Origin of the sequence: Hamadaea flava, assembly GCF_024172085.1 — a bacterium.
Classification (GTDB): domain Bacteria; phylum Actinomycetota; class Actinomycetes; order Mycobacteriales; family Micromonosporaceae; genus Hamadaea; species Hamadaea flava.
On record NZ_JAMZDZ010000001.1, the window covers coordinates 40,849 to 65,128 of the forward strand.

General features: G+C 71.2%; 28 protein-coding genes and 1 pseudogene. 17 read left to right on the top strand and 12 right to left on the bottom strand.

Annotated elements, in window-relative coordinates:
* Nucleotides 1-23 precede the first annotated feature (23 nt).
* Nucleotides 24-1,868: a B12-binding domain-containing radical SAM protein gene (locus HDA40_RS00120; protein WP_253749789.1), complete on the top strand. Its 1,845-nt coding sequence runs from the start codon at nucleotides 24-26 to the stop codon at nucleotides 1,866-1,868.
* 9 nt (nucleotides 1,869-1,877) lie between these two features.
* Nucleotides 1,878-2,351 (top strand): DinB family protein, encoded by a 474-nt coding sequence (locus HDA40_RS00125; protein ID WP_253749791.1) that lies wholly within the window; start codon nucleotides 1,878-1,880, stop codon nucleotides 2,349-2,351.
* On the opposite strand, the gene HDA40_RS00130 is transcribed toward HDA40_RS00125, so the two are convergent.
* Both HDA40_RS00130 and HDA40_RS00135 read right to left on the bottom strand, forming a co-directional pair.
* Complete coding sequence (locus tag HDA40_RS00130) at nucleotides 2,348-2,833, bottom strand: pyridoxamine 5'-phosphate oxidase family protein (RefSeq protein ID WP_253749794.1); 486 nt, start codon at nucleotides 2,831-2,833, stop codon at nucleotides 2,348-2,350. The genes HDA40_RS00125 and HDA40_RS00130 overlap by 4 nt on opposite strands.
* A 97-nt stretch (nucleotides 2,834-2,930) precedes the next feature.
* The gene (locus HDA40_RS00135; protein ID WP_253749797.1) at nucleotides 2,931-3,737 is read right to left on the bottom strand and encodes an MBL fold metallo-hydrolase; all 807 of its coding nucleotides are present in this window, start codon (nucleotides 3,735-3,737) and stop codon (nucleotides 2,931-2,933) included.
* A 71-nt stretch (nucleotides 3,738-3,808) separates the two neighbouring features.
* Between HDA40_RS00135 and HDA40_RS00140 the strand changes: the two genes are divergently transcribed.
* Both HDA40_RS00140 and HDA40_RS00145 read left to right on the top strand, forming a co-directional pair.
* On the top strand, nucleotides 3,809-4,474 hold the full coding sequence (locus tag HDA40_RS00140; RefSeq protein WP_253749799.1) for a hypothetical protein: 666 nt from the start codon (nucleotides 3,809-3,811) through the stop codon (nucleotides 4,472-4,474).
* 22 nt (nucleotides 4,475-4,496) lie between these two features.
* Entirely contained in the window at nucleotides 4,497-4,940 is a 444-nt protein-coding gene (locus HDA40_RS00145) for a nitroreductase family deazaflavin-dependent oxidoreductase (protein WP_253749802.1), read from the top strand.
* Nucleotides 4,941-5,021: 81 nt separating this feature from the next.
* Here HDA40_RS00145 and HDA40_RS00150 read toward each other — a convergent pair whose 3' ends face one another.
* Together HDA40_RS00150 and HDA40_RS00155 are read right to left on the bottom strand one after the other, a co-directional pair.
* Nucleotides 5,022-5,807, bottom strand: a complete 786-nt coding sequence (locus HDA40_RS00150; protein WP_253749805.1) for a metallophosphoesterase family protein — start codon at nucleotides 5,805-5,807, stop codon at nucleotides 5,022-5,024.
* Between the two features lie 44 nt (nucleotides 5,808-5,851).
* On the bottom strand, nucleotides 5,852-6,289 hold the full coding sequence (locus HDA40_RS00155; RefSeq protein WP_253749807.1) for an SRPBCC family protein: 438 nt from the start codon (nucleotides 6,287-6,289) through the stop codon (nucleotides 5,852-5,854).
* 92 nt (nucleotides 6,290-6,381) lie between these two features.
* On the opposite strand from HDA40_RS00155, the gene HDA40_RS00160 reads away from it, so the two are divergent.
* Nucleotides 6,382-8,325: an aconitate hydratase gene (locus HDA40_RS00160; protein WP_253749810.1), complete on the top strand. Its 1,944-nt coding sequence runs from the start codon at nucleotides 6,382-6,384 to the stop codon at nucleotides 8,323-8,325.
* Nucleotides 8,326-8,334: 9 nt separating this feature from the next.
* Here the strand turns inward: HDA40_RS00160 and HDA40_RS00165 are convergent, their stop codons facing one another.
* Complete coding sequence (locus tag HDA40_RS00165) at nucleotides 8,335-9,201, bottom strand: universal stress protein (protein WP_253749813.1); 867 nt, start codon at nucleotides 9,199-9,201, stop codon at nucleotides 8,335-8,337.
* A gap of 110 nt (nucleotides 9,202-9,311) precedes the next feature.
* On the opposite strand from HDA40_RS00165, the gene HDA40_RS00170 reads away from it, so the two are divergent.
* From HDA40_RS00170 to HDA40_RS00190, 5 genes are all read left to right on the top strand, one after another.
* Nucleotides 9,312-9,560, top strand: coding sequence for a DUF3040 domain-containing protein (locus tag HDA40_RS00170; RefSeq protein ID WP_253749816.1), 249 nt, complete (start codon nucleotides 9,312-9,314; stop codon nucleotides 9,558-9,560).
* Between the two features lie 31 nt (nucleotides 9,561-9,591).
* On the top strand, nucleotides 9,592-9,975 hold the full coding sequence (locus tag HDA40_RS00175; protein ID WP_253749819.1) for a MerR family transcriptional regulator: 384 nt from the start codon (nucleotides 9,592-9,594) through the stop codon (nucleotides 9,973-9,975).
* A gap of 325 nt (nucleotides 9,976-10,300) precedes the next feature.
* A complete protein-coding gene (locus HDA40_RS00180) occupies nucleotides 10,301-11,656 on the top strand; it encodes an outer membrane protein assembly factor BamB family protein (RefSeq protein ID WP_253749822.1) in 1,356 nt (451 codons plus the stop codon).
* 216 nt (nucleotides 11,657-11,872) lie between these two features.
* A complete protein-coding gene (locus HDA40_RS00185) occupies nucleotides 11,873-12,283 on the top strand; it encodes an EVE domain-containing protein (RefSeq protein WP_253749825.1) in 411 nt (136 codons plus the stop codon).
* Nucleotides 12,280-12,723: a MarR family winged helix-turn-helix transcriptional regulator gene (locus HDA40_RS00190; RefSeq protein WP_253749828.1), complete on the top strand. Its 444-nt coding sequence runs from the start codon at nucleotides 12,280-12,282 to the stop codon at nucleotides 12,721-12,723. The genes HDA40_RS00185 and HDA40_RS00190 overlap by 4 nt, the downstream gene beginning before the upstream one ends.
* Before the next feature lie 42 nt (nucleotides 12,724-12,765).
* On the opposite strand, the gene HDA40_RS00195 is transcribed toward HDA40_RS00190, so the two are convergent.
* The gene (locus HDA40_RS00195) at nucleotides 12,766-13,431 is read right to left on the bottom strand and encodes a transmembrane-type terpene cyclase (protein WP_253749831.1); all 666 of its coding nucleotides are present in this window, start codon (nucleotides 13,429-13,431) and stop codon (nucleotides 12,766-12,768) included.
* 19 nt (nucleotides 13,432-13,450) lie between these two features.
* Complete coding sequence (locus tag HDA40_RS00200) at nucleotides 13,451-14,293, bottom strand: SMP-30/gluconolactonase/LRE family protein (protein WP_253749834.1); 843 nt, start codon at nucleotides 14,291-14,293, stop codon at nucleotides 13,451-13,453.
* A gap of 88 nt (nucleotides 14,294-14,381) precedes the next feature.
* Here HDA40_RS00200 and HDA40_RS00205 point away from each other — a divergent pair, with 88 nt between their 5' ends.
* Nucleotides 14,382-15,614: an MFS transporter gene (locus HDA40_RS00205; protein WP_253749837.1), complete on the top strand. Its 1,233-nt coding sequence runs from the start codon at nucleotides 14,382-14,384 to the stop codon at nucleotides 15,612-15,614.
* Nucleotides 15,615-15,701: 87 nt separating this feature from the next.
* On the opposite strand, the gene HDA40_RS00210 is transcribed toward HDA40_RS00205, so the two are convergent.
* On the bottom strand, nucleotides 15,702-16,325 hold the full coding sequence (locus HDA40_RS00210; protein WP_253749840.1) for an FMN-binding negative transcriptional regulator: 624 nt from the start codon (nucleotides 16,323-16,325) through the stop codon (nucleotides 15,702-15,704).
* Nucleotides 16,326-16,415: 90 nt separating this feature from the next.
* On the opposite strand from HDA40_RS00210, the gene HDA40_RS00215 reads away from it, so the two are divergent.
* Nucleotides 16,416-16,769: a four-helix bundle copper-binding protein gene (locus HDA40_RS00215; protein ID WP_253749843.1), complete on the top strand. Its 354-nt coding sequence runs from the start codon at nucleotides 16,416-16,418 to the stop codon at nucleotides 16,767-16,769.
* 41 nt (nucleotides 16,770-16,810) lie between these two features.
* On the opposite strand, the gene HDA40_RS00220 is transcribed toward HDA40_RS00215, so the two are convergent.
* Nucleotides 16,811-17,332, bottom strand: a complete 522-nt coding sequence (locus tag HDA40_RS00220; protein WP_253749847.1) for a MarR family winged helix-turn-helix transcriptional regulator — start codon at nucleotides 17,330-17,332, stop codon at nucleotides 16,811-16,813.
* 88 nt (nucleotides 17,333-17,420) lie between these two features.
* Between HDA40_RS00220 and HDA40_RS00225 the strand changes: the two genes are divergently transcribed.
* From HDA40_RS00225 to HDA40_RS00235, 3 genes are all read left to right on the top strand, one after another.
* Entirely contained in the window at nucleotides 17,421-18,650 is a 1,230-nt protein-coding gene (locus tag HDA40_RS00225; RefSeq protein ID WP_253749850.1) for an MFS transporter, read from the top strand.
* Between the two features lie 174 nt (nucleotides 18,651-18,824).
* A complete protein-coding gene (locus HDA40_RS00230; protein WP_253749853.1) occupies nucleotides 18,825-19,445 on the top strand; it encodes a hypothetical protein in 621 nt (206 codons plus the stop codon).
* A gap of 118 nt (nucleotides 19,446-19,563) precedes the next feature.
* Nucleotides 19,564-20,343: a class I SAM-dependent methyltransferase gene (locus HDA40_RS00235; RefSeq protein ID WP_253749856.1), complete on the top strand. Its 780-nt coding sequence runs from the start codon at nucleotides 19,564-19,566 to the stop codon at nucleotides 20,341-20,343.
* On the opposite strand, the gene HDA40_RS00240 is transcribed toward HDA40_RS00235, so the two are convergent.
* From HDA40_RS00240 to HDA40_RS00250, 3 genes are all read right to left on the bottom strand, one after another.
* Nucleotides 20,340-20,678, bottom strand: a complete 339-nt coding sequence (locus HDA40_RS00240; RefSeq protein ID WP_253749858.1) for a hypothetical protein — start codon at nucleotides 20,676-20,678, stop codon at nucleotides 20,340-20,342. The two genes, HDA40_RS00235 and HDA40_RS00240, sit on opposite strands and share 4 nt — an antisense overlap.
* 185 nt (nucleotides 20,679-20,863) lie before the next feature.
* Complete coding sequence (locus HDA40_RS00245; RefSeq protein ID WP_253749862.1) at nucleotides 20,864-21,526, bottom strand: response regulator; 663 nt, start codon at nucleotides 21,524-21,526, stop codon at nucleotides 20,864-20,866.
* Nucleotides 21,523-22,674 (bottom strand): sensor histidine kinase, encoded by a 1,152-nt coding sequence (locus HDA40_RS00250; RefSeq protein ID WP_253749865.1) that lies wholly within the window; start codon nucleotides 22,672-22,674, stop codon nucleotides 21,523-21,525. Before HDA40_RS00250 ends, HDA40_RS00245 begins: the two co-directional genes overlap by 4 nt.
* 120 nt (nucleotides 22,675-22,794) lie before the next feature.
* Here HDA40_RS00250 and HDA40_RS00255 point away from each other — a divergent pair.
* Nucleotides 22,795-23,439, top strand: a pseudogene (locus HDA40_RS00255) (ABC transporter ATP-binding protein); the annotation flags it as partial.
* A 71-nt stretch (nucleotides 23,440-23,510) separates the two neighbouring features.
* Complete coding sequence (locus HDA40_RS00260) at nucleotides 23,511-24,263, top strand: ABC-2 family transporter permease (protein ID WP_253749871.1); 753 nt, start codon at nucleotides 23,511-23,513, stop codon at nucleotides 24,261-24,263.
* Nucleotides 24,264-24,280 lie beyond the last annotated feature (17 nt).

Sequence of the window (24,280 nt, forward strand, 5' to 3'; positions counted from 1 at the left end):
TGTCGTGCCTTAAGGTCCCCCGCATGGTCACGACAAGGGTGTCGATCGTCTTCCCGCCTTCAGCCGATCCGTCGCTGCCCTATGGGGCGCTCCCGTTGCTCGGCGCCGTCCTGCGCCGGGGCGGCTTCGAGAACGTCGTCCTGCGCGACGTGAACCTGGAGGCGTTCGACGCGTTGCTTCGGCCGGAGTACCTGAAGACGGCGGCCGACCGCGGCGACAGTGGACTCCCGCGAGCCGTCGTGGACGAGGTGATCGCCGGCATCGACGACGCCCGGCGCGTGCTGCGTGATCCGGTGGACTTCTTCGACCCCGCGAAACTGTTGTACGCCAAGCGCATCTTCCACCTCGCGGGCGAGGTGATCACAGCCGGGCACCCCGGGCTCACCTTCGGCAAGTACTCGTACTCGGCGTCCACCTACGACTCGTACGAGGAGGTCGACGCCGCGGTCAGCCGGGACGCGGGGCCGCTCGGCGAGTACTTCCGCGACGTCGCCGTCCCCTCGCTGCTCGCCGACCGGCCCGACGTCATCGGCCTGTCCGTGCCGTACTTCTCCCAGCTCATCCCGGCGTTCCTGCTCGCGCAGGCGATCCGCGACCAGGACCCCGGGGTCCACATCACGTGGGGCGGCCCGGTCATCACGTGGGGCAAGGACGTGCTCACCGCGGACCCGCGGTTCGGCCGCTGGCTCGACTCGTTCTTCGTCGGCGAGGCCGACGAGACGTTCCTCCACTTCATCGAGGCCCTCGCCGGTCGCCGCGAGATCAGCGAGGTCAAGAACATCATCCGGTACGCCGAAGGCCAGGTGATCAGCCAGCTGGACCACGCCTACCAGCTCAACCTGGACTGGCCGCCCGCGCCGGACTTCTCGATGATGCCGATGGACCGCTACTTCGCCCCGAAGCGGCTGATCTGCCTCGTGCCCACCCGGGGCTGCTACTTCAACAAGTGCGCGTTCTGCAACTACGCCTTCATCAAGATGGCCCCGTATCGGATGCGCTCGCCGGAGCGGATCGCCGCCGACGTCGCCGAGATCCAGGCGTCGACCGGCGAGGACGTCTTCTGCTTCGAGTCCGACGTCATCCTGCCCGGCCACCTGCGGCAGATCTCCGAGGCGATCCTGGCCGCCGAGCTGGACGTACGCTGGCACGCGGTCGCCCGGTTCGAGAAGGGGTTCTCCGACGAGATCTTCACGACCATGCGCGAAGCCGGCTGCGTACGCCTCTACATGGGCTTGGAGAGCGGCAACGACCGGGTGCTGAAGGCCATGGTGAAGGGCACCGACCAGAAGCGGATGGCGACCATCCTCGCCCAGTGCCACGCGGCCGGCATCGCCGTCGAGGCGGGCGTGTTCAGCGACTTCCCGTCGGAGACCGTCGAGGAGGCCGACGAGACCTACCGGTTCATCCGCGACCACCGGCACGTCATCGCGCGCGCCGACGTCGGCACGTTCCGGCTGCTCAAGGGAGCCCCGATCGCCGACACCCCGCAGCTGTACGGGATCACGCTGCGCGACGAGCCGGCCAAGCGCTGGTACCACCTCGACTTCGAGGACCCGACGCCCCGCGAGCACGACGGACCCACCGCGGCCGAACGCATCCAGCGGCTCTATCCGGAGGTCGCGCTGATCGACGTCCCGGAGGACATCCTCTACACGGCCGTCGTCGGAGCGGGCGTCTTCCGCGACTTCTTCGGCGACTCCGCGATCCCGGCCGCCGAGGCCCCGCCCGGCGACCTGCAGCAGATCCGCATCACGAACTCGGGCGCGGTCCACTTCGGCGTCGGCGACCGGGCGGCCTTCGAGGCGTCCAGCCTGACGATCACCATCGCGGTCGACGGCGAGCGCAAGACCATCACTCCGGTGGCCTAGGCTGCGGATATGGCTGATCAACGACCGCCGCGCCTGCTCACCGGCGACCGGGAGACCCTTGTCGAGCTGCTCCAGTTCCAGCGGGAGTCGCTCGTCCGCAAGGTCACCGGCGTCTCGGAAGAGGCGGCGCGGCAGTCCCCGGTCGGCAGTGGCACCACTCTGTTGTGGCTCGTCAAGCACCTCACCACCGCCGAGCTCGACTGGTTCCGCGTACGCTTCGCCGGCGAGGACGTCGAGCTGCCGCCGAGCGAGGTTCGGCCGGACGACACCGTCGCGGGGGCGCTGGCTGCGTACCAGCAGTCCTGGACTGAGGTCGCGCCGATCCTCGCGACCGGCGACCTGGACGCCGAGTGCCGGCGGCCCGGCAACCAGCCCTCGGCCAACCTGCGCTGGGTTCTCGCCCACATGCTGGAGGAGACGGCCCGGCATGCCGGGCACGCCGACATCCTCCGCGAGCTGATCGACGGCTCGACCGGCCGTTAGCCGAAGTCCACCGCTTGGCGCCGGTCGATGCCGGTGCCGTAGACCGGGTCGCGGCCCGGAACGTGGACCTCGAAGGTCAGCGCGTGCGCGACGTACAGCCGGAAGCCGGCGTCGCCGCTCAGCTCGTCGGGCGTGAACGCGGTCGCACCCGGTCCGACGCTCGCGAACGCCGCCTCGCATGCCGCGGCCAGCCGGTCGTCCGCGATCATCTCGGCTCGCGCGCCGACGTAGACCGCCTGGCCTTGGCCGACCGCCGCCGTCGAGTCGAACACGACGATCGCGACGTCGGGCCGGTTGGCGACGTTCTTGGAGTGCCGCGCGTCCGGGGACGAGACCCAGTAGAAGTCCCGATAGCCGGAGTGCGTGAAGTACACAGGGGACACCCGGGGGCGGCCGTCGGGCTCGCTCGTCCCCAGCGTCAGATAGCGGTTGGCGTCGATGACGGCGCGGGCGCGAGCCGCGAGTTCGTCGGAAGCGCTCATCCCCGCACGGTAGCCCCTTGTTCCCGCCAGATCACGGTTGCGCAGGCCGCCGCGAGCCGCTTTTGCCTGCACAACCGTGATCCGCATCAGACATCGGTCAGCGGGGGAGGGGGACCCAGGTGCCGTGCGGGGTCGTACGCAGCAGGGCTGACAGCCCGGCGTCGTCGAAGGCGCTCTCGATCCCGGCGAGCCCCTCGGAGAAGTGCGCCCAGCCGTCGTAGTGCGCGGGAATCACCAGGTCCGCGCCCAGCACCGCGGCGGCGGCCGCGGCCCGCTCACCATCGAGGGTCAACGCGCGCCCGTCGAAACGCATCTGTACGCGAGCCGCACCGACGTTGAGCACGGCGACGTCGATGTCCGGTACGCGTCGCGCGATCTCGGCGACCGTGCGGATCGACGCGTTGTCCCCGCTGACGTAGACGGTCGGCAGCCCCGGTCCGGTGAGGACGAACCCGACGACCTCGCAGTTGACGTTGCCGTCCGCGTCGCGTTCGCCGTCCTCGGGCCCGTGCACGGCCGGCACCGTCTGGATGGTCAGCTCGCCGCCGTCCGGCCGCGCCACCGTGTGGCTGTCCCAGGGGCGTACGCCGAGCGCGGGCGAGCCGAGCCGTCCGGCGGTCACCGGTCCGGCGATGACGAGCGGCGAGGCCAGGGCGTACGCCCGGCCGCGGTCGTCGAGATTGTCGGGGTGCAGGTCGTGGCTGACGAGCACGACGTCGGCCGGGCCGACGACGTCTTCGGCGACGGCGGGCCCGCCGGTCTTGGTGAGGTATCCGTGCGGTCCGGCGTCGTCGAACGTCGGGTCGGCGACGATACGCAGTCCGCCGAGGTCGAGGACGGCGGTCGGCCCGCCGAGGACGGTGATCGCACCGTCCTGGCGGGTCAGGCTGATCTTGGCTTCCACGCTCGAACTGTAGCCGCCGCCGCGGGCGAATGCGCTTTCCTCCGCCTGGGTGGTGGACTAGCGTCGCGGCCATGACGGGGACCGAAGAAGTTCCGCGCGGCGTACGGGTGGCCACCTGGACGATGTGGCTGTCCGCCCCGGTCGGGCTGCTGCTCGTGCTCGACGGGCTCCTCGAACTGCACTGGTGGGGATCCGCCGACGCCGCCCGGCTGGCCGGCCTCTTCCGGCAGATCAACGCCGAGTACGGACTGCTGACCCCGGCGTTGCTGCGGGACCAGCGCGGCGCCACCGAGCTGATCGTCCTCGGCGTGATCTGCCTGGCCGGAGCCATGCTGGCGGCGTTCGTCCGGCGGGGTTCGACAGCCGCCCGCACCTCGGCGCTCGTCCTCAACGCGGTCACCCTGTTCTACGGGTTGTTCGGCATCGGCTCCGATCTGAGCGCGCCGCTGCGCCTGGGCGACTACCTCGGTCAGCTGCGGACGCTCGCCTCCGGCGACCGCATCCCCGAGATCCAGGCGCTGGTCTACCCGGCCTGGTACGCCTGGCTCGAAGACGTGGCGCAGGGACTACAGGCGCTCGCCGCGTTGGCCGTGCTGGTGACCCTCGCGTACGCGATGATCTGGCACCCGCAGTTCTTCGGCGACCGTAGGACCGACGCGGCGGACGGCGGCGACCAATGGGGCGAGGCGCTCCAGCGCATCCGGCAGGAACGGGCGCAGTCCCAAGCCGACGCGTAGGCCGGGCGCGTAGGTTGGGGCGGTGGAAGAAGAGATCGTCGACAGCCCGGTCGGCTGGGTGGCCAAGCATATCGACTCTTATGTGAACTCCGACGGCGGCAAGGGGCACGAGTACTACGGGGCGAACGCCCTACTCCTGACGACCCGGGGGCGGAAGTCCGGCAAGCTGCGCCGCACGGCGCTCTACTACGGCGGCCGGGGCGACGACGTCGTGCTGGTCGCCTCGAACGGCGGCTCGGTGGGACATCCGTTCTGGTACCGCAACCTGGCCGCCGATCCGAGCGTCACGGTGCAGATCAAGGACGACGTGTACGCGGCGGTGGCGCGTACGGCCGAGGGCGCGGAACGGGCCGAACTCTGGGAGCTGATGACCGGAGTGTTCCCGACGTACGCCCAGTACCAGGCGAAGGTCGAACGCGAGATTCCTGTCGTCGTGCTGACGCGGGCGACCGGCGAGGCCGCGTAGGACCGAGATCCCGGCGACATCGGGGGCGTCCGGACCTCCGGCCGCCTCCGATGCCCGCCGATGCGGTGGTGCGAGTTGTTGTCAGCGGCGGTGGTATTTCGGCCCGTCGAGGTCGTTCATCTCGCCGCGGTAGACGCCGTCGCGGATCTCGGAGGTGTACTCCGCCAGCTCAGGCATGCCCAGCTCGGCCGCGACGGCGAGTTCGGTCTCGACGTCGTACGGGACGCGGACGAACTGGATCGAGAACGGCGCCTCGTCGGCCGAACCGTAGACGCCTTCGAGGATCACGTAGACCGGGGTCGGATCGTCCATGCTGTTGCCGACGCTGCCGGTGTTGAACAGGGTGCGCCGCTGCCGGTCCACCTCGTAATACGGGTCGTGGGTGTCGCCGTAGCCGACGACGTCCGGCACCGGCCCGTCACCGGTCGCGGGGGTGTTGGCGAACAGCTCCAGGAACTCGGCCTCGGTGTGATCGAAGCGTACGCGTCGATGAACGCTGGTCGAGGAGGCGTGGAACAGCCGCACCCGCCGCCCGCTGAGCAGGAAGTCGAAGGTGAACGGGAGCTTGCGCAGCCAGTCGCCCTGCCCGTCGGACAGCTGCGCGAGCCACCACCGGAACGCCTCGTTGTCGAATCCGCGATCTGGATCAGGCAGCGCGTCGTCCCAGTTGCCCAGCAGGTTGACCTCGCAGACCTCCTGGCAGCGGTCGATCACCTCGCGCCCACGGGGCCCCTTGCCGACGTAGTCGCCGAGGTTGAAGATCCGCTCGATGCCCCGGTCCCGGATGTCGGCCAGGACGGCCTCCAGCGCGGTGAGATTGCCGTGGACGTCGGAGATCAGCGCGATCTTGTCGAGGTGTCGGGGCATGCCCCCCATTCTGGCACGGCGTCACCCGCCCCGACTGCACGGCGTCACCTGCCCTGACGCGCCGCGGAGTCCCGCAGCGCCAGCAGGGCCTCGCCCCACATGTGCTCCGAGTGGCGTACCTCTTCCTCGCTGCCGGCGTTCGTCTGGGTGATCGTCACGGCGGTCTGGTCGCCGACCGGCACCAGGTCGAACGTCACGACGTGATAGTTGTCCGGCTCGTCCGGCAGCCCCGACAGCGGGCTGAAGTGGGTGAACCGCAGGTACTGGCCGGGTTCGGCGTCCAGGATCTCGCCGTGGTCGTGGAACTCGCGGCCCTGCCAGGTCCCGTCGAACCGGATCGGCGACCCAGGCTCCCAGTCGGTCGTCACGTCAGCTCCGAAGAAGGCCTCGCCGACCGTCCGAGGATCGGTGAGCGCGTCCCACACGGCGGTGGGATCGGCGGGGATGCTGACGCTGCTGATGGCGATGAACTTGGTGGTCATGGCGTCTCCCTCCGGCATGAAAGGTCTGTTTCCCCATCGGCCCCGCCGCAAACACCGGGCACACCCGTCGATGAAGGGGCAGACTGGTACGCATGCCGAACGTGGCGCAGAAGCTGATCGCCGCCCACCTGGTGGCGGGCGAGCCGACCCCGGGCACGGAGATCGGGCTCCGCATCGACCAGACCCTCACCCAGGACGCCACCGGGACCATGGTGATGCTGGAACTGGAGGCGCTCGGGCTGGACCGGGTGCGTACCGAGGTGTCCGCCCAGTACGTCGACCACAACCTGGTCCAGGCCGACGAACTCAACATGGCCGACCATCTGTTCCTGAGGTCGGCCTGCCGGCGGTTCGGCATCTGGTACTCGGGGCCCGGCAACGGCGTCTCCCACCCCACCCACATGCAGCACTTCGGCGTACCGGGGAAGACGCTGATCGGCTCGGACTCGCACACCTGCGCGGCCGGCTGCCTCGGCATGCTGGCGATCGGGGTCGGCGGCCTCGAAGTCGCGATGGCCATGGCCGGGCAGCCGCTGTTCGTCCGGATGCCCCGGATCTGGGGCGTACGCCTGACCGGCGAGCTGCCGCCGTGGGTGAGCGCCAAGGACGTGATCCTGGAGATGCTGCGCCGGCACGGGGTCGGCGGGGGAGTCGACAAGATCATCGAGTACCACGGGCCAGGGCTGGCCGGGCTGACCGCGATGGATCGGCATGTGATCGCCAACATGGGCGCGGAGCTGGGCGCGACCGCCACGGTGTTCCCGGCCGACGACCAGGTGGCGGCGTTCCTGCGCGGCCAGGGCCGGGAAGCGGACTTCTCCGAACTGCTCGCCGACCCCGACGCCCGTTATGACCTGACCGACGAGATCGATCTGTCCACGCTGGAACCGCTCATCGCAGCGCCGCAGTCGCCCGGCAACGTGACCCCCGTACGCGACGTCGCCGGCGAGCCGGTGCATCAGGTCGTCGTCGGCTCCTCGGCCAACCCGGGGCTGCGGGACGCCGCCGTCGTCGCCGCGATCCTCGCCGGCCGGCGCACGCACCCGCAGGTGTCGCTGGACGTCAACCCGGCCAGCCGCCAGACCCTCGCCGAACTGACCACGATGGGCGCGACCCTCGACCTCGTCCGCGCCGGGGCGCGCCTGCACCAGACCGGCTGCCTCGGCTGCATCGGCATGGGGCAGGCCCCCGCGATCGGGCGCAACAGCCTGCGTACCTTCCCGCGCAACTTCCCCGGCCGCTCCGGCACCCACGACGACCAGGTGTGGCTGTGCTCGCCGGAGACGGCCGCGGCGGCCGCGCTGACCGGCCAGATCACCGACCCCCGCGATCTGCCCGCCCTGCTCGGCGTCGACCAGCCGCGGGTGCGCCTGCCCGAGCCCATGCCGGGCATCGCCGTCCTCGAGCCGCCCCTGCCGCCCGCGGAAGCGGCCACCGTGGAACTGGACAAGGCCCCGAGCATCGGCCGCCTGCCCGACCTCGACCCGCTCCCGGACCGGCTCGACCTGCCGATCGCGCTCCGCCTCGGCGACGACATCTCCACCGACGAGATCATGCCCGCCGGAGCGCGAGCCCTCCCGCACCGCAGCGACATCACGCGACTCGCGGACTTCGTCTTCGAACAGGTCGAGCACGGGTACGCCGACCGGGTGCGCGCGCTGGGCCCGCACGCGATCATCGCCGGGAACAACTACGGGCAAGGCTCCTCCCGTGAGCACGCCGCCATCGCGCCGCGCTATCTGGGACTGCGCCTGGTCGTCGCCCGGTCGTACGCCCGTATCCACTGGCAGAACCTGGCCAACTTCGGCATCCTCGCGCTGGAGTTCGCCGACCCCGCCGACTACGACCGGCTCGCCGCCGGTGACGTGCTGACGATCGACGACGTGCGTACCGCCGTGCAGGCCGGCCCTGAGCTGACGGCGTCCACGCAGGACGGTCGCGAGCTGCGGCTGCGACACCGGCTGTCGCCGCGCCAGATCGCGATGGTCCTCGCCGGAGGCCAGATCCCCTTGCTCCGGGAGTCCGAGGCTCGCTGACCGCACGGATCAGCCTTGGCGGTGGACCACCGCGACCGGGCTCGCCGCGTGATGGACCAGCGCCCGCGAGGTCGAACCGAGCAGGATGCTGCGCAGCCCACCCAGGCCACGGCAGCCGACGACGGTGAGGACGGCTTCCGCGGACGCCTCGATCATGGCCTGATCGACTCGCCCGGTGTACACCGGACGCGTCTGGACCCGCAGCCGCGGATGCAACTCGTGCAGGTCGGCGGTCATGGTGTCGAGCAGCCGCTCGGCTTCGGCCTTCCCCTCGGCCGCCGGATCGCCCGAGCGCGGGTGCAGCGTCTCGGTGTACGCGTGCAGCACGACCAGGTCGGTGCCGCGCAGGGCGGCCTCGGCGGCGGCGTACCGGAGGGCTCGGGCGGCGTGCTCGGACGCGTCGACTCCGACCAGGACCGGGCCACGGTCGGGCGCGGGACCGCGTACCACGATCACCGGGCCGAGCCCGTGCACGGTCACCTGATCGGCGACCGACCCGAGCAGCAGATGGGTGAAGCCGCCACCGCCCCGGGCGCCCACGACCGTCGCGATCGCCGACTTGGACGCGTCGACCAGGACCGCCGTCCCGCCGCCGGTCTCCATCCGGGTGTCGATCTCCAGCCCGGCGTACGCCTCCCGCAGCCGCCCCGCGGCAGTGCCGAGCATGTCCTCGGCCTGCCGGCGCGCCCGCGCGTCGAAGTTCTCCATCTCCCCGAGCGTTCCGATCGGGGAGAATCCATACATCGGCAAGTGGTACCCGTAGACGCAACACAGCGAGGCGCCGTGGCGAACCGCGTACGCCGCCGCCCAGCGGGCGGCATCCATCGCTGTGGGTGACCCGTCCACGCCGACCACCACCGGGGGTTTGGCATCCACGCGATCACCTTCCGGCGAGCGCATACCCGGCCTTCTGCGGGCACAAACGCGTCTTGCGCGGGTGGGGCGGCAAGGCGGACGATAGGTCCACTAGCCCTCTGGGAGGCGCGATGCTCAGCCCGCGCGAGGAGATCCAGCTGGCGGAGATCGAGCGGCACCTCGTCGCCGACGATCCGGCACTGTCGGCCCGCCTGGGCGGGATGCGCCATAAGCGCACCTGGCGGCGAGGACTGGCCCATGTGGGGGCCGCCGCGCTGACGATCTTCGTGGGGCTTTTCCTCGGCATCGAATGGGCGATCGCGATCCTGGCGCTCGCCGTGCTGATCACCGTCATGATGTTGAACAGCAGCCGGTCCTGATGCGCCCGCCGAAGATCCTATGCTCGGTCGGGTGAGCGCATACACCCCCGCGGAAGCCGTCGAGCTGACCGGATTCAGCATCCACACCCTCCGGTACTACGAGCGCATCGGCCTGCTCGGCGACGTCAGCCGCACTTCCGGCGGACGGCGCGTCTTCAGCGACGACGACCTCGGCTGGCTCGACGTGCTGCGGTGCCTACGGGACACAGGGATGCCGATCAGCCAGCTGCGGCGCTACTGCGACCTCGCGCGGGTCGGCGACGGCACCCTCGTCGAGCGGCTGTCGCTGCTGGAAGAGCACTCGCGGGAGGTGGAGGAGCGGATGGATCTGCTGCGCCGGCAGTACGAGCATCTGCAGGAGAAGATCGCCTGGTATCGGGGGCAGGGCGAGCCGAAGCCCGGCTCGACGGGCTGACACCGCGCGGGTGGACCGTGACGCGGTGATGATGATCGCGATGGCCACCCGGCCGAGTCCCACCGACCGCGTGGCGCTCTAGTGTCCATGATCGAGCAGGGCGTACATCCCCCTGGCGCGCCCGGCTCGACGCGGGTCTTGGTTCTCCCGCCGTCTGGGCGGCCGCCCTGCCGCACCCACCCCCCAGGTGGGGCGGCCGCCCAGACGCACCCGTTCAACCCACCACTCCACCCGTCACAGGGGTGGGGCGGCCGCCCAGACGCACCCGTTCAACCCACCACGCGCGGCGGGCAACGCGGTCGACGGGCCAGCGCGTTGTATCGGCATGACCCTGATCGATCTGGATGCGTCGCCGCCCCCGCCGGCCGAGGAGCGACCCGCCCGGCTGTCAGCCGTACGCGCGGCGCTGCGCCGGCGGCGTACGGCGGTTCTCGGGGGAGCACTGCTGACGCTGGTGCTCGCGACGCAGGCGGCCGCTGCTCCGGGCGTACCGGCGGTCGCGCCGATCCGGCTGCCCGCGGTCGCGGTGGACGGCACGGTGCTGGTCTCCGGCGGCCGGGCGTACATCGTGACCGGTCGGGACTTCGAGCTGCGGGCGTACTCGCTGGTCACCGGGCGGCAGCTGTGGGCGTACCAGTCCGGGCGGCCGATCGTGGACCTACGCGACGCCGGTGGCCTGGTGCTCGTGATGACCCCGCAGGCCACCCGGGTCGGCACCGGCCAATCGCCGGTGACCACGCCGGGTCTGATCGTCGCCCTCGACGGTGTCAGCGGGGCCAAGCGCTGGGAGCACTTCGGCTTGGCCATCCCGGGTAGCTTCACGCCGGGTGTGCTGGTGGTACAGGACGCCACCGGACTCGTCGGGCTGAGGCTCGGCGATGGCGGCACGATCTGGCACGACCCGGACGGCCAGCCCTATCCGGCGTACACCGAATCGGGTCAGGTGCTGGTCGGGACCTACGTCGCCGACGGTACGGGCGCCGACGGGACCGGCGGCCCGGACGGTCACGTGCGACTCGGCCTGCTCGACGCGGCGACCGGGCGAACCACACCGCTCGGCTCGCTGACGCTGGGCACCATGCCGATCCTCGCGGCCGGATCGTCGGGCGTGCTGGTGCTGCGCGCGGACGGCGGTGTCCTGACCTACGGGCTCGCCACCGCAGGAGCCGACCCGACCGCGGTGATGGCGGTGACCACGGTGGCGTCGAACGCTTCGCCGGACGCTGTCGGGGACCCGCGGTGCGGCCGGTTGATGTGCCTGAATCTCGGCGGGGAGGTGACCGCGGCCGACCCGGTCACGGGGCGAACCGTCTGGCGGCGGGACGGCGAGTGGATCGGTGCTCAGCTTCCGGCCGGCGACGGCGTTCTCCTGGCGTTGATCCCCGCACGCTCGACCGCCGCGGTGCTCGTGGACGCCGAAACCGGTAAGACTCGGGTGGAGCTGGGCGTGTGGCGGGCCGCCGGCACGGTCGGCGACCGCGTGTACGCCCTCTACGAACCCAGACGCACGGGCCGGGCCTGGCTCGGCGTGGTGGACGGTGACCACGTTCGGGCCGTGGCCGACCTCGGCAGCGCCCGCGCCTGCCGCGTCGTCGCGGACTGGCTGCTGTGCGCGGGGGACGGGGCCACGGCCGGGAGCGCCTGGCGGCTCACCAGCGACGGCGTGACCGGACGAGCCTGACCGGCCGAGGGGGCATCTGACCGCGGGCACCTGACAGGGCGCGCTTGACCGTAAAATAATAAGCGCGCATACTATTGCTTGTGAAGACGATAGCCACTGCTCGCATCACGTCGTCCGCGCCCGCAGCGGAGTTCTTCGCCCGCTGGGCCGACATGGCCACCTGGCCGATCTCGACCGGCTCGAAGCCGTCTGCACATCCCGGACGGAGGTGACGGCATGAGGTTCTGGCTCGGCGTCGTCTGCCGCGACCACGTACGCCGTGGCACCGGACTGGGCATCGCTCAGCTCGGGCACGGCCGGCGCGATGGCCTGGCCCGGTTGTCGCCGGGGGACTGGCTGGTCTACTACTCGCCCAGAACGAGCCTCCGAGGCGGTACGCCGCTTCAAGCGTTCACCGCTATCGGCGAGGTCGCCGAGGACGAGATCTGGCAGGCCGACGAGGGAGACTTCCAGCCGTGGCGTCGTAGAGTGTCCTACGTGGAGGATGCTCGCGAGACCCGGATCATGGATCTCGACCTGGCCCTGACGCGGGAGCGGGCCTGGGGAAACCAGCTGCGCCGTGGCTTGGTGGAGCTGACCGAGGCGGACTTCACGCAGATCCGGTCCGCCATGGCGGATCACTCGTGAGCGGTCTGGACACCGAGTTCCACAGTGCCGACGAGAGTCCCGGGCTCCTGCTCTGGCAGGTGACCAACCAGTGGCAGGCCGCCATCCGCGCCGCGCTCAAGCCGTTCGGTCTGACGCACGTGCAGTTCGTCCTGCTCGCGACGCTGACCTGGTTGCAGGACTCGGGCCCGGTCACCCAGCGGGCGCTGGCCGACATGGCGGTCACCGATCCGATGATGACCTCGCAGGTGTTGCGGGCGTTGGAGGCGCGAGCCCTCGTGCACCGCCCGCCGCATCCGCAGGATCGCCGGGCGCGGGCCATCGCGGCGACCGACCAAGGCCGGGTCCTGGTCAACCGAGCCATCGTCGCAGTGGAGGCGTGCGACCGCGAGTTCTTCGGCGCGCTCGGCGACGGTGTGACCGGCTTCGCCGGCGCGCTGCGGGCGCTGCGCCGCACCTGACCCCCGCCGGGCGGGGTCAGGCTGTTCAGATGATGCTGATCATCAGTCGACGCCGATCAGTCGATCAGCGGGTACGGATGTGGGGGCGGCCGCGAAGGCCGGCTGTCGCCGTGCCCACCACAACAGCCCGATGTAGACGAGATCGAACGCGCTGCACAGAATGCCCAGCGTCAGGATGAACGCGGAATGCTCATAGGCGCCGAAGACGATCGTCGGCGCGAGCGTGCCGATCCACTTCGCGACGGCGATGGTCATCGTCTGGCCGCGTACGCCCCGCCGGGCGGCGAACATCGCCACGAACAGCCCGGACATCAGCAGATTCTGCAGGAACGCCGAATACCGCGACGCCAGGTGCCAGTCGAACTCGACGACGAACATCCACTGCACCAGGAACCCGGTGGCGAACACCAATACGCTGAATGCCGCGAACATCGTCCCGGACAGGAAGTCGGGCAGCTCCCGGCGGCCGAAGCGCAGATACGTGTAGACGATGACGGCGTCGGCCACCGCCCAGACCACGTTCACCACGCCCTGCAACGACAGGCCGTCGAGCAGCCCGTGCAGGCCGTAGATCCACTCCCAGCCGATGTTCAACGCCAGCGCGACCAGGGGCATCGCGTACGTGCGCTGCTTCAGGCCGATCCGGATCGAGTCGAGGTAGACGATCGTCCACGCCAGACCGCTCAGCGCCGTGAGGAACGTGACCATCGCGGCAGCGTAGCGGAGTTCACGGCCATCCGGCGCCCGGCACCGCGACCTCGGCGGCGAGCACCTGGCCGCTGCCCGGCCGCACCAGCTCGGTCGCGGTCATGCCCTGCCAGCCGGCCGCCGTGACGAACAGGGTCGTTCCGGCCGTCCCGCCGAGCACACAGGCGAACCCGCCGCGATCCAGCTCGATCGTCTGCCGGACCTCGCCGCCTTCGGCCACGCGTACGCAGCGGCGGTTGGGCACGTCGGCGTACCAGACGGCGTTCTCGGCGTCGACGCAGATGCCGTCGGGTGCGCCGTCGCCCAGATCGGCCCAGATCCGCCGGTTCGCCAGCGTGCCGTCCCTGGCGACGTCGAACCCCAGCAGGCAGTTGCGGAACGAGTCGGCCACGATCAGCGTCGAGTTGTCCGCCGTGACCGCCATCCCGTTGGGGAACAGGACGTCGTCGGCGACCTGGCGTACCTCGCCGTCCGGGGTCACCAGCACCACCCAGCCCGGCCGGGCCTGCTCGCCGGCCATCGGATCGAAATCGCCCCGGTTCACATAGACGTTGCCCCGGCCGTCGGCCACGACGTCGTTCCAGCCTGGCCGGCCGAGGTCGGCGTACGTGGCCAGCGAGCCGTCCGCGGCGCGGACGAGCAGCCGGCCCTCGGCCGAGTCGACGATCACCATTCGACCGTCCGGCAGCCACGCTGTGCAGAGGGGCAACGACGCGACGCGGGCGACCACCTCGCTCCGGCCCGCCGGGTCGGTCGCGACGACCTCACCCGCCGACCAGTCCGAGAAGTACAGCCGGTCGCCGTGCCATCGCGGGGACTCCACCAGGCCCCGCCCGTCCAGCACCACGCGAGTCTCGTTCATTCGTGACCACCCTTTCGCACCGTCTCACCTGCTATACGAACGAGCCCCCGCGAAATCGACGCCCACTCGCCCGGATACCGTCGCGACCATGGCAGACACCCCCCGGCCCGCCCCCTGGCCGCTGGCCAGCCTCCTGCTCGTCGCGGCCGGCACCTTCCTCTCGGTCACCACCGAGATGCTGCCCATGGGCCTGCTCAGCTCCATCGCCCATGACCTGCGCGTCAGTGAGCCCTCGGTCGGCCTGCTCGTCACCGGGTACGCCCTGATGGTGGCGCTGTTCGCCGCGCCGCTCGGCCGGGCGACCGCCCGCCTGCCCCGGCGTGCGCTGTTCGTCGGCACCCTCATCGCGTACGCCGGAAGCAGCGTCCTGATGGCGGTTAGCGTGGCCTACCCGATCGCGGTGGCCGCGCGCCTGTTCGGCGGGCTGGCGCACGGGGTGTTCTGGGCGATGGTCGCCGGATACGTGGCGCGACTGGTCCCACCGGAGCGGCTCGGCCGGGCGGTGACCGTCGTGTTCAGCGGCGGTACGGTGGCCGTCCTCGTCGGGGTGCCGCTGGGGACCGGCCTCGGCGTCGCGATCGGCTGGCGGGCGTCGTTCCTCGCGCTCTCCGCGGCGACCGCGCTCGTCGCCCTGGCCGCGTCGCGGCTGCTGCCGCCGATGCCGGGCGAGACCACCGCCACCGAGACCAGCCTGGTACGCGTACTGCGGACGCCGTCGGTGACGGTCGTCGCGATCACCACCGCGCTGACGATGCTCGGCTACTTCGCCTTCTACACCTACATCTCGCCGTTCCTGCAGGCCGCCGGGATCTCCGAGCAGGCGCTCGGCCCGGCGCTGTTCGGCTACGGCGTCGCCGGAGCGGTCGGCCTCTTCCTGGCCGGGATGCTGGTCGACCGGCGGCCCCGGCTGGCGATGCTGGCCGGCGGCGGCCTGCTCACCGGCGCCCTCGTCTTCCTCGGTGTCGTCCCGAACGGTGCCGCGCTCGCCGTCGTGGGGATCATGGCGGCTGGGCTCGCTCTGAACGGGTTGGCCGTGCTGGTGCAGGCGGCCATCCTCCGGGCCGCTCTACCGCAGGCGGGTGATACGGCGTCGGCGCTCAACGCCTCGGCGTTCAACATCGGCATCGGCGGCGGGGCCCTGCTCGGTGGGCAGGTCCTCGCCGCCTGGGGAACCGGCGCGCTCCCGGTGGTCGCCGCCGTCCTGACCGGGGCCGGGCTGGCCGGAGTCGTCTATGGACGGCGCGACGGCTTCCCGGCCCTCATCGAGACGGAACGCGATGCCGGCGCCCCCACCCAGGCCGCGCCGATCAGCGCATCGTGAGCACCACGAGGAGCGCGAGCGAGGCCAGGGCGGCGCCGAGCCCGTACGCCAGCGCCAGCACGACGCTGGTCTTCGGCAGGACGAAGGTCACAGCCCGTTGTGCGTACGCATCGCAGCCGCGGCAACGGTGTCGCCCTGGCTCTCCAGACCCTCGACGACCCCGGCGACGTCGGCCGCCGAACGGTTCTGGCTGAGCTTGGCCTTGGCCTCGATCCGGCGGATGACCAGTTCCACTCCGACGATCGCGCGCGCCTGGCCCGCGACGTACGCGGCCGGCGCGTCGTCCACCGACCACGGGTGCGGCCGTCCGGCCTCGTGGTGGTCGGTCAGCCGCCGGACCAGCCCGGTCACCCACTCGGCGTCGTCGTGGACGACGAGGTCGCCGTAGACGTGGGCGGTCACGTAGTTCCACGTCGGCACCACCCGGCCGTGCTCGGCCTTCGAGGCGTACCAGGAGGGGGACACATACGCGTCCGGCCCGCGTACGATCACCAGCGCCTCGCCCAGGACCGGCAGCTTCCACTGATCGTTGGTACGCGCGACGTGCCCGAGCAGCGCGCCGTGCTCGCGCGCGGCCGGGTCGTAGAGGAACGGCAGCATCGTCGCGACGAGCCCGTCCGGGGTCGCGGTGATCAGATCGGCCGCTCCGGGACGCCGCAGGAGCTCAGCGACGGTTGCGTCGTCTGCGGCGAAATGAGTTGGAATGTACATCGATGTCGTCCTCGCTCGAACGGCTGCGGCCTCCACCAGCCTGTCATACGGTGAGGGCTGACCTGACACCCGACGAGGGAGTGCCTGATCATGGATCTGCACCACGACAACGGCACGATGGCGCTGGGGGTCTCGGCGGCCCTGGAGTGTCACCGGATCTGCGAGGAGACCATCAACTACAGCCTTCAGCAGGGCGGGCAGCACGCCGAGGCGGCGCACATCCGGCTGTTGACCGACTGCGCCGACATGTGCCGCATGGCGGCCGACTTCATGGCCCGGTCCTCGGAGTTCCACCCGGCCATCTGCACCTTGTGCGCCGACGTCTGCCGGCAGTGCGCTGCGGCGTGCGACGCGTTCGGCGACGACGTACAGATGCAGCGCTGCGCCGACGCCTGCCGTGAATGCGAGCGGTCGTGCCGTCAGATGGCGGTCGCGCACGCCTGAGCCCCAGTCGCCGGCCTAGTCGGCGGCCTCGGTCGTCAGCCTCACTCGTCCAGCGACAGCATCACCTTGCGCAGCAGGGTGTTGAGCTGGACCAATTCCTTTCCGGTCAGCGCGGAGAGCAGCCTGTTCTCCCGTTCCAGCCCTTCGGACAGGTGCCGCTGCCACACCGTACGCCCGGCGGCGGTGGGCCGGATCAGCACGCGGCGGCGGTCGTTCGGCTCGCTTTCGCGGGTGATCAGCCCCGCGCCCGCCAGCCGGTCCAGCCGGCTGGTCATCGCGGCGCGGGTGACGGCGGTGGCCTCGGCCAGTTGCCCCGGGGTCGCCTCGTTGGGATACGGCTGCACCATCAGCGCGTGCAGTGTCTTGTAGTCCTCGATGGTGAACTCGGAGCCGGCGAACGCGGCGACGTCGTCTCGCCGCATCCGGCGCAGGATGTGGCCCATCCGGATCACCGCCGCCTCGACCTCGGGGGAGAAGGCCGGGTCGTCCCGGAGGTAGTCGGCCCAACGGGCGACGTGGTGGTCGGCGGCGTCGCGGTCCGATGCCCGGTCCGGTGCGGTCATGGAGTTCATGATGGCAGGTCGCCGACCGCCTGGGCGGCGTCCGATAATTAGTTGTCGAATAGTTCGATGGTGAACTACTCTACGCGGCATGAAACAGATGAGCCGCGACTTCCGGCTGCTCGCCGCCGGGCAGGGACTGTCCTGGCTGGGCAACGGCTTCCAGACCGTCGCCCTCGCGGTGGCGATCCTGCTCGCGGGCGGCGGCGCCGGCGACCTCGGCCTGGTCATGGCGGCCTCGGTGGTCGCCATGCTCTGCGGCACGCTCTTCGGTGGTGTCTGGGCCGACCGGATGCAGCCCCAGCGGGTCATGGTCCTCTCCGATGTCGTACGGGCGGTCGCCGCGACCGGCATCGCGCTCGTGTTCGGCACCGGTCACTACGCGTTGCCGCTCGTCATGGCGTTCGCCGCGATCTCCGCCGGGGCCGGGGCGTTCTTCGGGCCCGCGTTCACCTCCCTCAAGCCGATGCTCGTCCCGGCCGATCGGCGGCAGTCGGCCAACGCGACGCTCAGTCTCCTGCAGACCACCTGCGCCGTCATCGGACCGGCGTTGGGCGGTCTCGTCGTCGCCCGGTTCGGCGCGACGACCGGTTTCGCCGTGAACGCGTTCAGCTTCGCGGTCTCCACCGTGACCGCGCTGCTCATCCGGGCCCGCGTCACGCGTCCGCCCCGGCAGGGGATGCTGCGCGAGCTCGGCGCGGGCTGGCTGGAGATCCGGCGGCGCGACTGGCTGCTGGTGGGCGTACTGGCGGCGACGGTGTATCACATCGCCAACGGCGTGGTCCTCGTCCTGATTCAGGTCCTGGCGATCGAGCGGCTCGGCGGCGCGAGCGCGGCCGGTCTCGTCGCGGCGGCGGAGGGACTCGGCGGGGTGGTCGGCGCGGCTGTCGGCATGCGCTTCAAACCCCGGCGGCTGCTGCGCGCCGGCTGGCTCACCCTCATGTTGATGCCGGTCTGGGTCCTGGTGTACGTGTGGCCGGGCGTCCTCACCGCCGTCGCGGCTGGAGCGGTCGTCGGGTACGCCGGCCTCGCGTTCTTCTCGGTCGCCTGGGAAACCGCGCTGCAGGACCACATCCCGCACGACCGGCTGGCCAGGGTCGCGTCCTGGGACATGCTGACCTCGTTCCTGGCCATGCCGCTCGGCAACGCTTTGGCCGGTCCGCTGGCCTCGGCCTTCGGCTACGACCCCGTTCTGGTGGTCTGCGCGATCGTGCTGCTCGGTGCGAGCGTCACTCCACTGGCGGTCGCGGGCTCGCGCCGCCTGACGCGATCCACTGTGGAGACAGCGGCGGCTCCTGAGCCCGCTACGGCCTCCGTGTGACCAGGTATGCGAACTCCATCGACTAACGCGAGGTGGTGAGCCTAGTTCGTCTGCGTACATCCGGATGTGCCGATGTCCGTTCGGGCCGTGCCGCTGCTGGGGGACGCTGAAGGTGAAGCGGAACGCGAATCGGTGGTGCCCAGCCGGACATCGCCTGGAGGCATGGGAGTGGAAGTGTACGCACGTTCAACAACCCTGATCACGGATCCGTCGTCGATCGACCGGGCTGTCGCGCTCGTACGCGACGAGGTCATGCCCGAGCTGATGGAGTTCGACGGCTGCCTTGGCCTGTCGTGCCTGATCGAGCGGGATTCCGGGCGCTGCATCGCGACCTCGGCCTGGCAGACCTTGGCCACCATGAAGGCGAGCGAGGAGGACGTCTCGCAGATTCGGAGTCAGCTGACCGCCCGGCTGGGAGCCATCGGGCTGCTGGTCCAGGAATGGGACATCCCGGTTATGCATCGCGCCCAACCGGCCCCGGCCGGCGCGTACGCCCGGCTGTCGTGGCTGCGGGGCGAACCGGAGAACATCGACAACGCGGTCGAGTCGTTCAAGTCGGTGATTCCGATGATCGACGACATGCCGGGCTTCTGCAGCGCCAGCCTGCTGATCGACGGCGACATCGGTCAGGCCGTGTCGACGGTGGTGTACGAGAGCTCGGAAGCGGTGGCGCGGTCCCGCGAGGTGGCCCAGATGCTGCGGAGCCGGGTCGCGCAGCAGGCCGGCGCGGACATCGTCGAGGTGGCGGAGTTCGAGCTGGCGCTGGCCCATCTGCGGGTTCCCGAAATGGTCTGACGCCTTGGATTGAAGGCTTGGATTGAAGGCTTGATCTGAGACTTCCGATGAGGTCGCCCCGGCTGGGCGGCCTCATCGGTGATCCGAAGCGGCGCGACGTGCGGGCTACAGTGGCTCGATGGATCTTGAAGATCGCAAGTTGCACAGCTCCTCGTTCGGCGCGGCGGCGACCGCGTACGCCGAGCACCGCCCGGACTATGCGCAGGCGGCGCTGCGATGGGTGCTGGACCTCGCGCCCGGTACGCGAGTGCTCGACCTCGGCGCGGGCACGGGCAAGCTGACCGCCACGTTGATCGACCTGGGCGTGGACGTCGTCGCGGTCGAGCCCGACCCGCAGATGCTGGCCGAGCTGCGCCGTGGACTGCCCGGCGTACGGGCGCTGCCGGGGAGCGCCGAGCAGATCCCGCTGCCGGACGCGTCCGTCGACGCGGTGGTGGCCGGAAACGCCATGCACTGGTTCGACATGGCCGTCGCCGGGCCGGAGATCGCCCGCGTCCTGGCGCCAGGCGGAGTCCTGGCCGGGTTGTGGAACGTGATCGACGACCGGGTCGGCTGGGCCGCCGGGCTCGAACAGGTCAGCGGGCCGGCGGCGATCGGCCCGCGCGACACGTTCGGCGCCTGGCGGGCCGCGACGGCGAAGCTGCACCTGACCCGGGACGGCGCGCCCGCCGGGTTCGGCTCGCCGGAGCAGGCCGAGTTCCCGCACGGGCAGCGGCGTACCGCCGATTCGCTCGTCGCTACCCTCGGGACGCGGGCCGGCATGCTGGTCATGCCGGAGACGGACCGGGCGGCCCGGCTGAGCGAGATCCGGGCCTACCTCGCTGGGCGGCCCGAGACCGCCGACGGGGACTTCACCCTTCCGATGCTGACCGGCGTGCTCCGCGTACGCCGCACCTAGGCCGCAACCAGGTCGGACCGCTTCGGCTGGACCAGCTGGACCGCGGCGATCAGCCCGACGACGGTTCCGCTGAGCAGCCGCAACAGGGAAACCAACCCGAGCAGGCCCATCGGCCCGCCGTCAGCGGCCAGCGGCGAGTCGACCACCAGATTGAGCGTCAGCCACAGGCCCCAGGCGAAGGAGGCACCGGAACCGAGCCAGGTCAGCGTGAGGGCAGTCCACGTCGGGCCGCCCTTCATGCGGTGCAGTCCGACCGCGCCGGCCATCGACAGCAGCCCGAACACGGCCATCAGGAACCGGCCGCTGAAGCTGGTAGATCCGGCGGGGAGGCCCACGTCGCCGCCTAGCCCTCACCAGGTACGGCAGGGCGGCGGCCACGGCCGCGTACGCCGCGATGTGCTTGGCTTTCGTCATGCGCCCAGCGTCGTCGTGGGTTGAGCCCGACGACTCCCCAGCGCGCGGGATGCGACCTCGCTCGGATGGGGGATCCTCAGTCAGGGATGACGAGCCGGCGGAATGTTCAGGTGCCCGGCGCGACCAGCCCGCTCTCGTACGCCGCGATCACGAGCTGAGCCCGATCGCGCGCGCCGACCTTGGTCAGCAGATGCCCGATGTGCGTCTTCACCGTCGCCGCCCCGACGTGCAGCCGATCGGCGATCTCCGCATTGGACAGTCCACGGGCGATCAGCTCCAGCACGTCGCGTTCGCGCTCGGTCACACCGGGCAGGCCCGTGCGCGGCGTCGGTTCGGGGCGGCGGGCGAACTCGGCGATGAGCCGCCGGGTGACACCGGGGGCGAGCAGCCCGTCCCCGGCGGCGACCACGCGGATCGCGGTCAGCAGGTCGGCCGGGGGAGTGTCCTTGAGCAGGAACCCGCTCGCGCCCGCCCGCAACGCCGTGAACACGTACTGATCGAGGTCGAACATCGTCAGCATCAGCACTTTCACGGCGCTGCCCGGCTCGGCGCAGATGCGCCGGGTCGCCTCGATGCCGTCCAGGCCCGGCATGCGTACGTCCATCAGGACGACGTCGGGTCGTTGGCTGCGCGCGAGGCGTACGGCCTGCTCGCCGTCGGCCGCCTCACCGGTCGTCACCATGCCCGGCTCGGCGTCGACGAGCACCCGCAGACTTCCGCGGAGCAGCGTCTGATCGTCGGCGAGCAGCACCCGGAGATCCTCGGTCATCGGGCCGCCTCGTAACGCAGGGTGGCGCGGACAGCGAATCCGCCCCCGGGTTCCGGACCGGCTGCGAGGGCGCCGCCGTACATCGCGACCCGTTCGCGCATGCCGATCAGGCCATGCCCACCGGCGTTCGGCGGGGCGGGGTTCGTGCCGTCGTCGACGACCGACAGGCGTACCTCGCCGCCGTCGGCCTCGACGGCGATCACGCACCGGGCCCGCGGTCCGGCGTGCTTGGCGACGTTCGTCAGCGCCTCCTGCACGATCCGGTGCACGGCCAGCCCGACCCCGTCCGGCAGGTCCGCGAGCCCGCGCGCGGTCAGCTCGGCGCCGGCCCGCCGCGCCAGGTCCCCGAGCGCCTCCGGTCCGGGCGCGGGCGCGAGGTCCGCGGGTTGTTCGTCCGATCTGAGTACGCCGACCATGCGACGCATGTCGTTCAAAGCGTTGCGGCTGGTCTGCTCGATGACGCGCAACGCCTCGTGGGCCTCTTCCGGGCGGGTGCGGACGACGTGGTTCGCGACCCCGGCTTTCACCGCGATCAGGCCCATGCTGTGGGTCACGACGTCATGCAGTTCCCGGGCGATGCGCAGCCGTTCCTCGTCGACCGCCTGCCGGGCGATCCGCTGCGCCGTGCGTACGGCGTCGGCCCGGCGCTGCTGGGCGGCCCGGCCGAGTTCGGCCGCGGCGAGCAACGCCAGGAATCCCAGCACCAGCGGCCCGGCGTTGCCCCGCCACCAGTCCTGCCCGGGTTCGCGGGCCACGCCGAGGGCGGCCGTTCCGAGCAGCAGCCCGATGGACAACCCGGGCAGCCACCGTTCCCACCACGACCGGGGCATACGCGCGGCGGTCACCGCGTAGAGGGCGTACGCGGCGGGCAGCAGTGGATCCCAGAGCTGGTCGCGCAGCACCGCGAGGACGCTGACGGCCAGCGTCACCAGATACACCGGCAACGGCCACAACCGGCGTACGGCGAGCGGGGCCAACGCCGCCCCGGCCAGCGCGAACTGCTCCCACGGAGCCGCCGTCGCCGGCCGGGCCGCCGAGGGGCCGACCGGGCCGGTCGCCAGCAGCACCACCACGTACGCCAGCACGACGACGCCGTCGAGGGCGATCAGCCGGACCGCCCGGCTCCGGGGCTGCGCTGGGGGGTGCACCGGTCGACAATAGCCACGGCCAGGGCGTACGCGCCTCCGCCCACGGGGGGAGAGCCGCCCGGTCGCGATCCGACTCCGGTCCGACGCGGCCGGGCGCCCCCGCGATCCACGATGGCTCGCATGATCGAGGTCTCTCACCTGACCAAACGCTATGGGCGGACCACCGCCGTCGACGACCTGACGTTCACCGTCCGGCCCGGCGTAGTGACCGGCTTCCTCGGCCCCAACGGGGCGGGGAAGTCGACGACGATGCGGCTCATGCTGGGCCTGGACCGCCCGACCACGGGCGAGGTACGCGTCGCGGGGCAGCGGTACGAGCGCCTGAACCCGCCACTGCGCACGGTCGGGTCGCTGCTCGACGGCCGCTCCGTCCATCCGGGCCGGTCCGCACTCAATCATCTGCGGTATCTGGCTCGCAGCAACGGGATCGGGCGTCATCGCGTACAGGAGGTGATCGACCTGACCGGGCTGACGACGGCAGCCCGCCGCCGTGCGGGCAAGTTCTCCCTGGGCATGGGCCAGCGGCTGGGGCTGGCCGCGGCGTTGCTCGGCGACCCGGCGGTGCTGATCCTGGACGAGCCGGTCAACGGACTCGATCCCGAGGGCGTGCGATGGATTCGTGATCTGCTGCGCGACCTGGCCGCGCAGGGGCGGACGGTGCTCGTCTCCAGCCATCTGATGAGCGAGGCCGCGCAGACCGCCGACCACCTCATCGTGATCGGCCGCGGCCGTTTGCTGGCCGACGTCGCCACCGCCGACTTCGTGGCCGGAGCGCCGTCGCTGGAGGACGCGTTCCTGCGCCTCACGGCCGACGCGGTCGAGTATCGGGGGCAGCGATGAACCTGCTCGCCGCCGAATGGATCAAGGTACGCAGCGTCCGCTCGACACTGTGGACACTGCTGGCGACGGCCGGGCTGGCCGTCGGGCTGAGCGCGTTCATCGCCTCGAACTTCCGGGCGAACATCGACCGGGTGCAGAACTTCGATCCGATCGTCACCGCGCTCTACGGGCTGACCCTGGCCCAGTTGGCGCTCGTCGTCTTCGGAGTGCTCGCGATCGGCGCGGAGTACTCGTCCGGTTCGATCCGGCCGACCCTCGCCGCGACACCCCGGCGCGGCCGGTTCTACGCCGCGAAGACGGCCGTGGCCGGGCTCGTCGCCCTGGCGGTGTCGGCGCCGTCGGTGCTGATCGCGTTCGTCGTCGGGCAGCACGTGCTTGGCCCGTACGCCGTCGCCGACGGCGATCCCGACACCGTGCCCGCCCTCCTGGGCGCGATCGCGTACCTGCCGCTGATCTGCCTGTTCGCCACCGGAGTCGCGACGATGGTACGCAGTTCGGCCATCGCGCTGGGCGTGCTCATCCCGGTGCTGTTCCTCGGCTCGCAGGGACTGGGCAACGTGCCCGGACTGCGCCCGGTCCTGCAATACCTGCCCGACCAGGCCGGGATGGAGCTGATGCGGATCGCCGGTGGACCGGAGAGCGGCTTCGGCCCCACCTACGGGCCGGTCGCCGCACTGTTCATTCTGCTCGGGTGGACCGTGGCCGCACTGGCCGGCGGCTATCTCGTGCTGCGCCGCCGCGACGCCTAGCCCCGGCTCCGCTCACC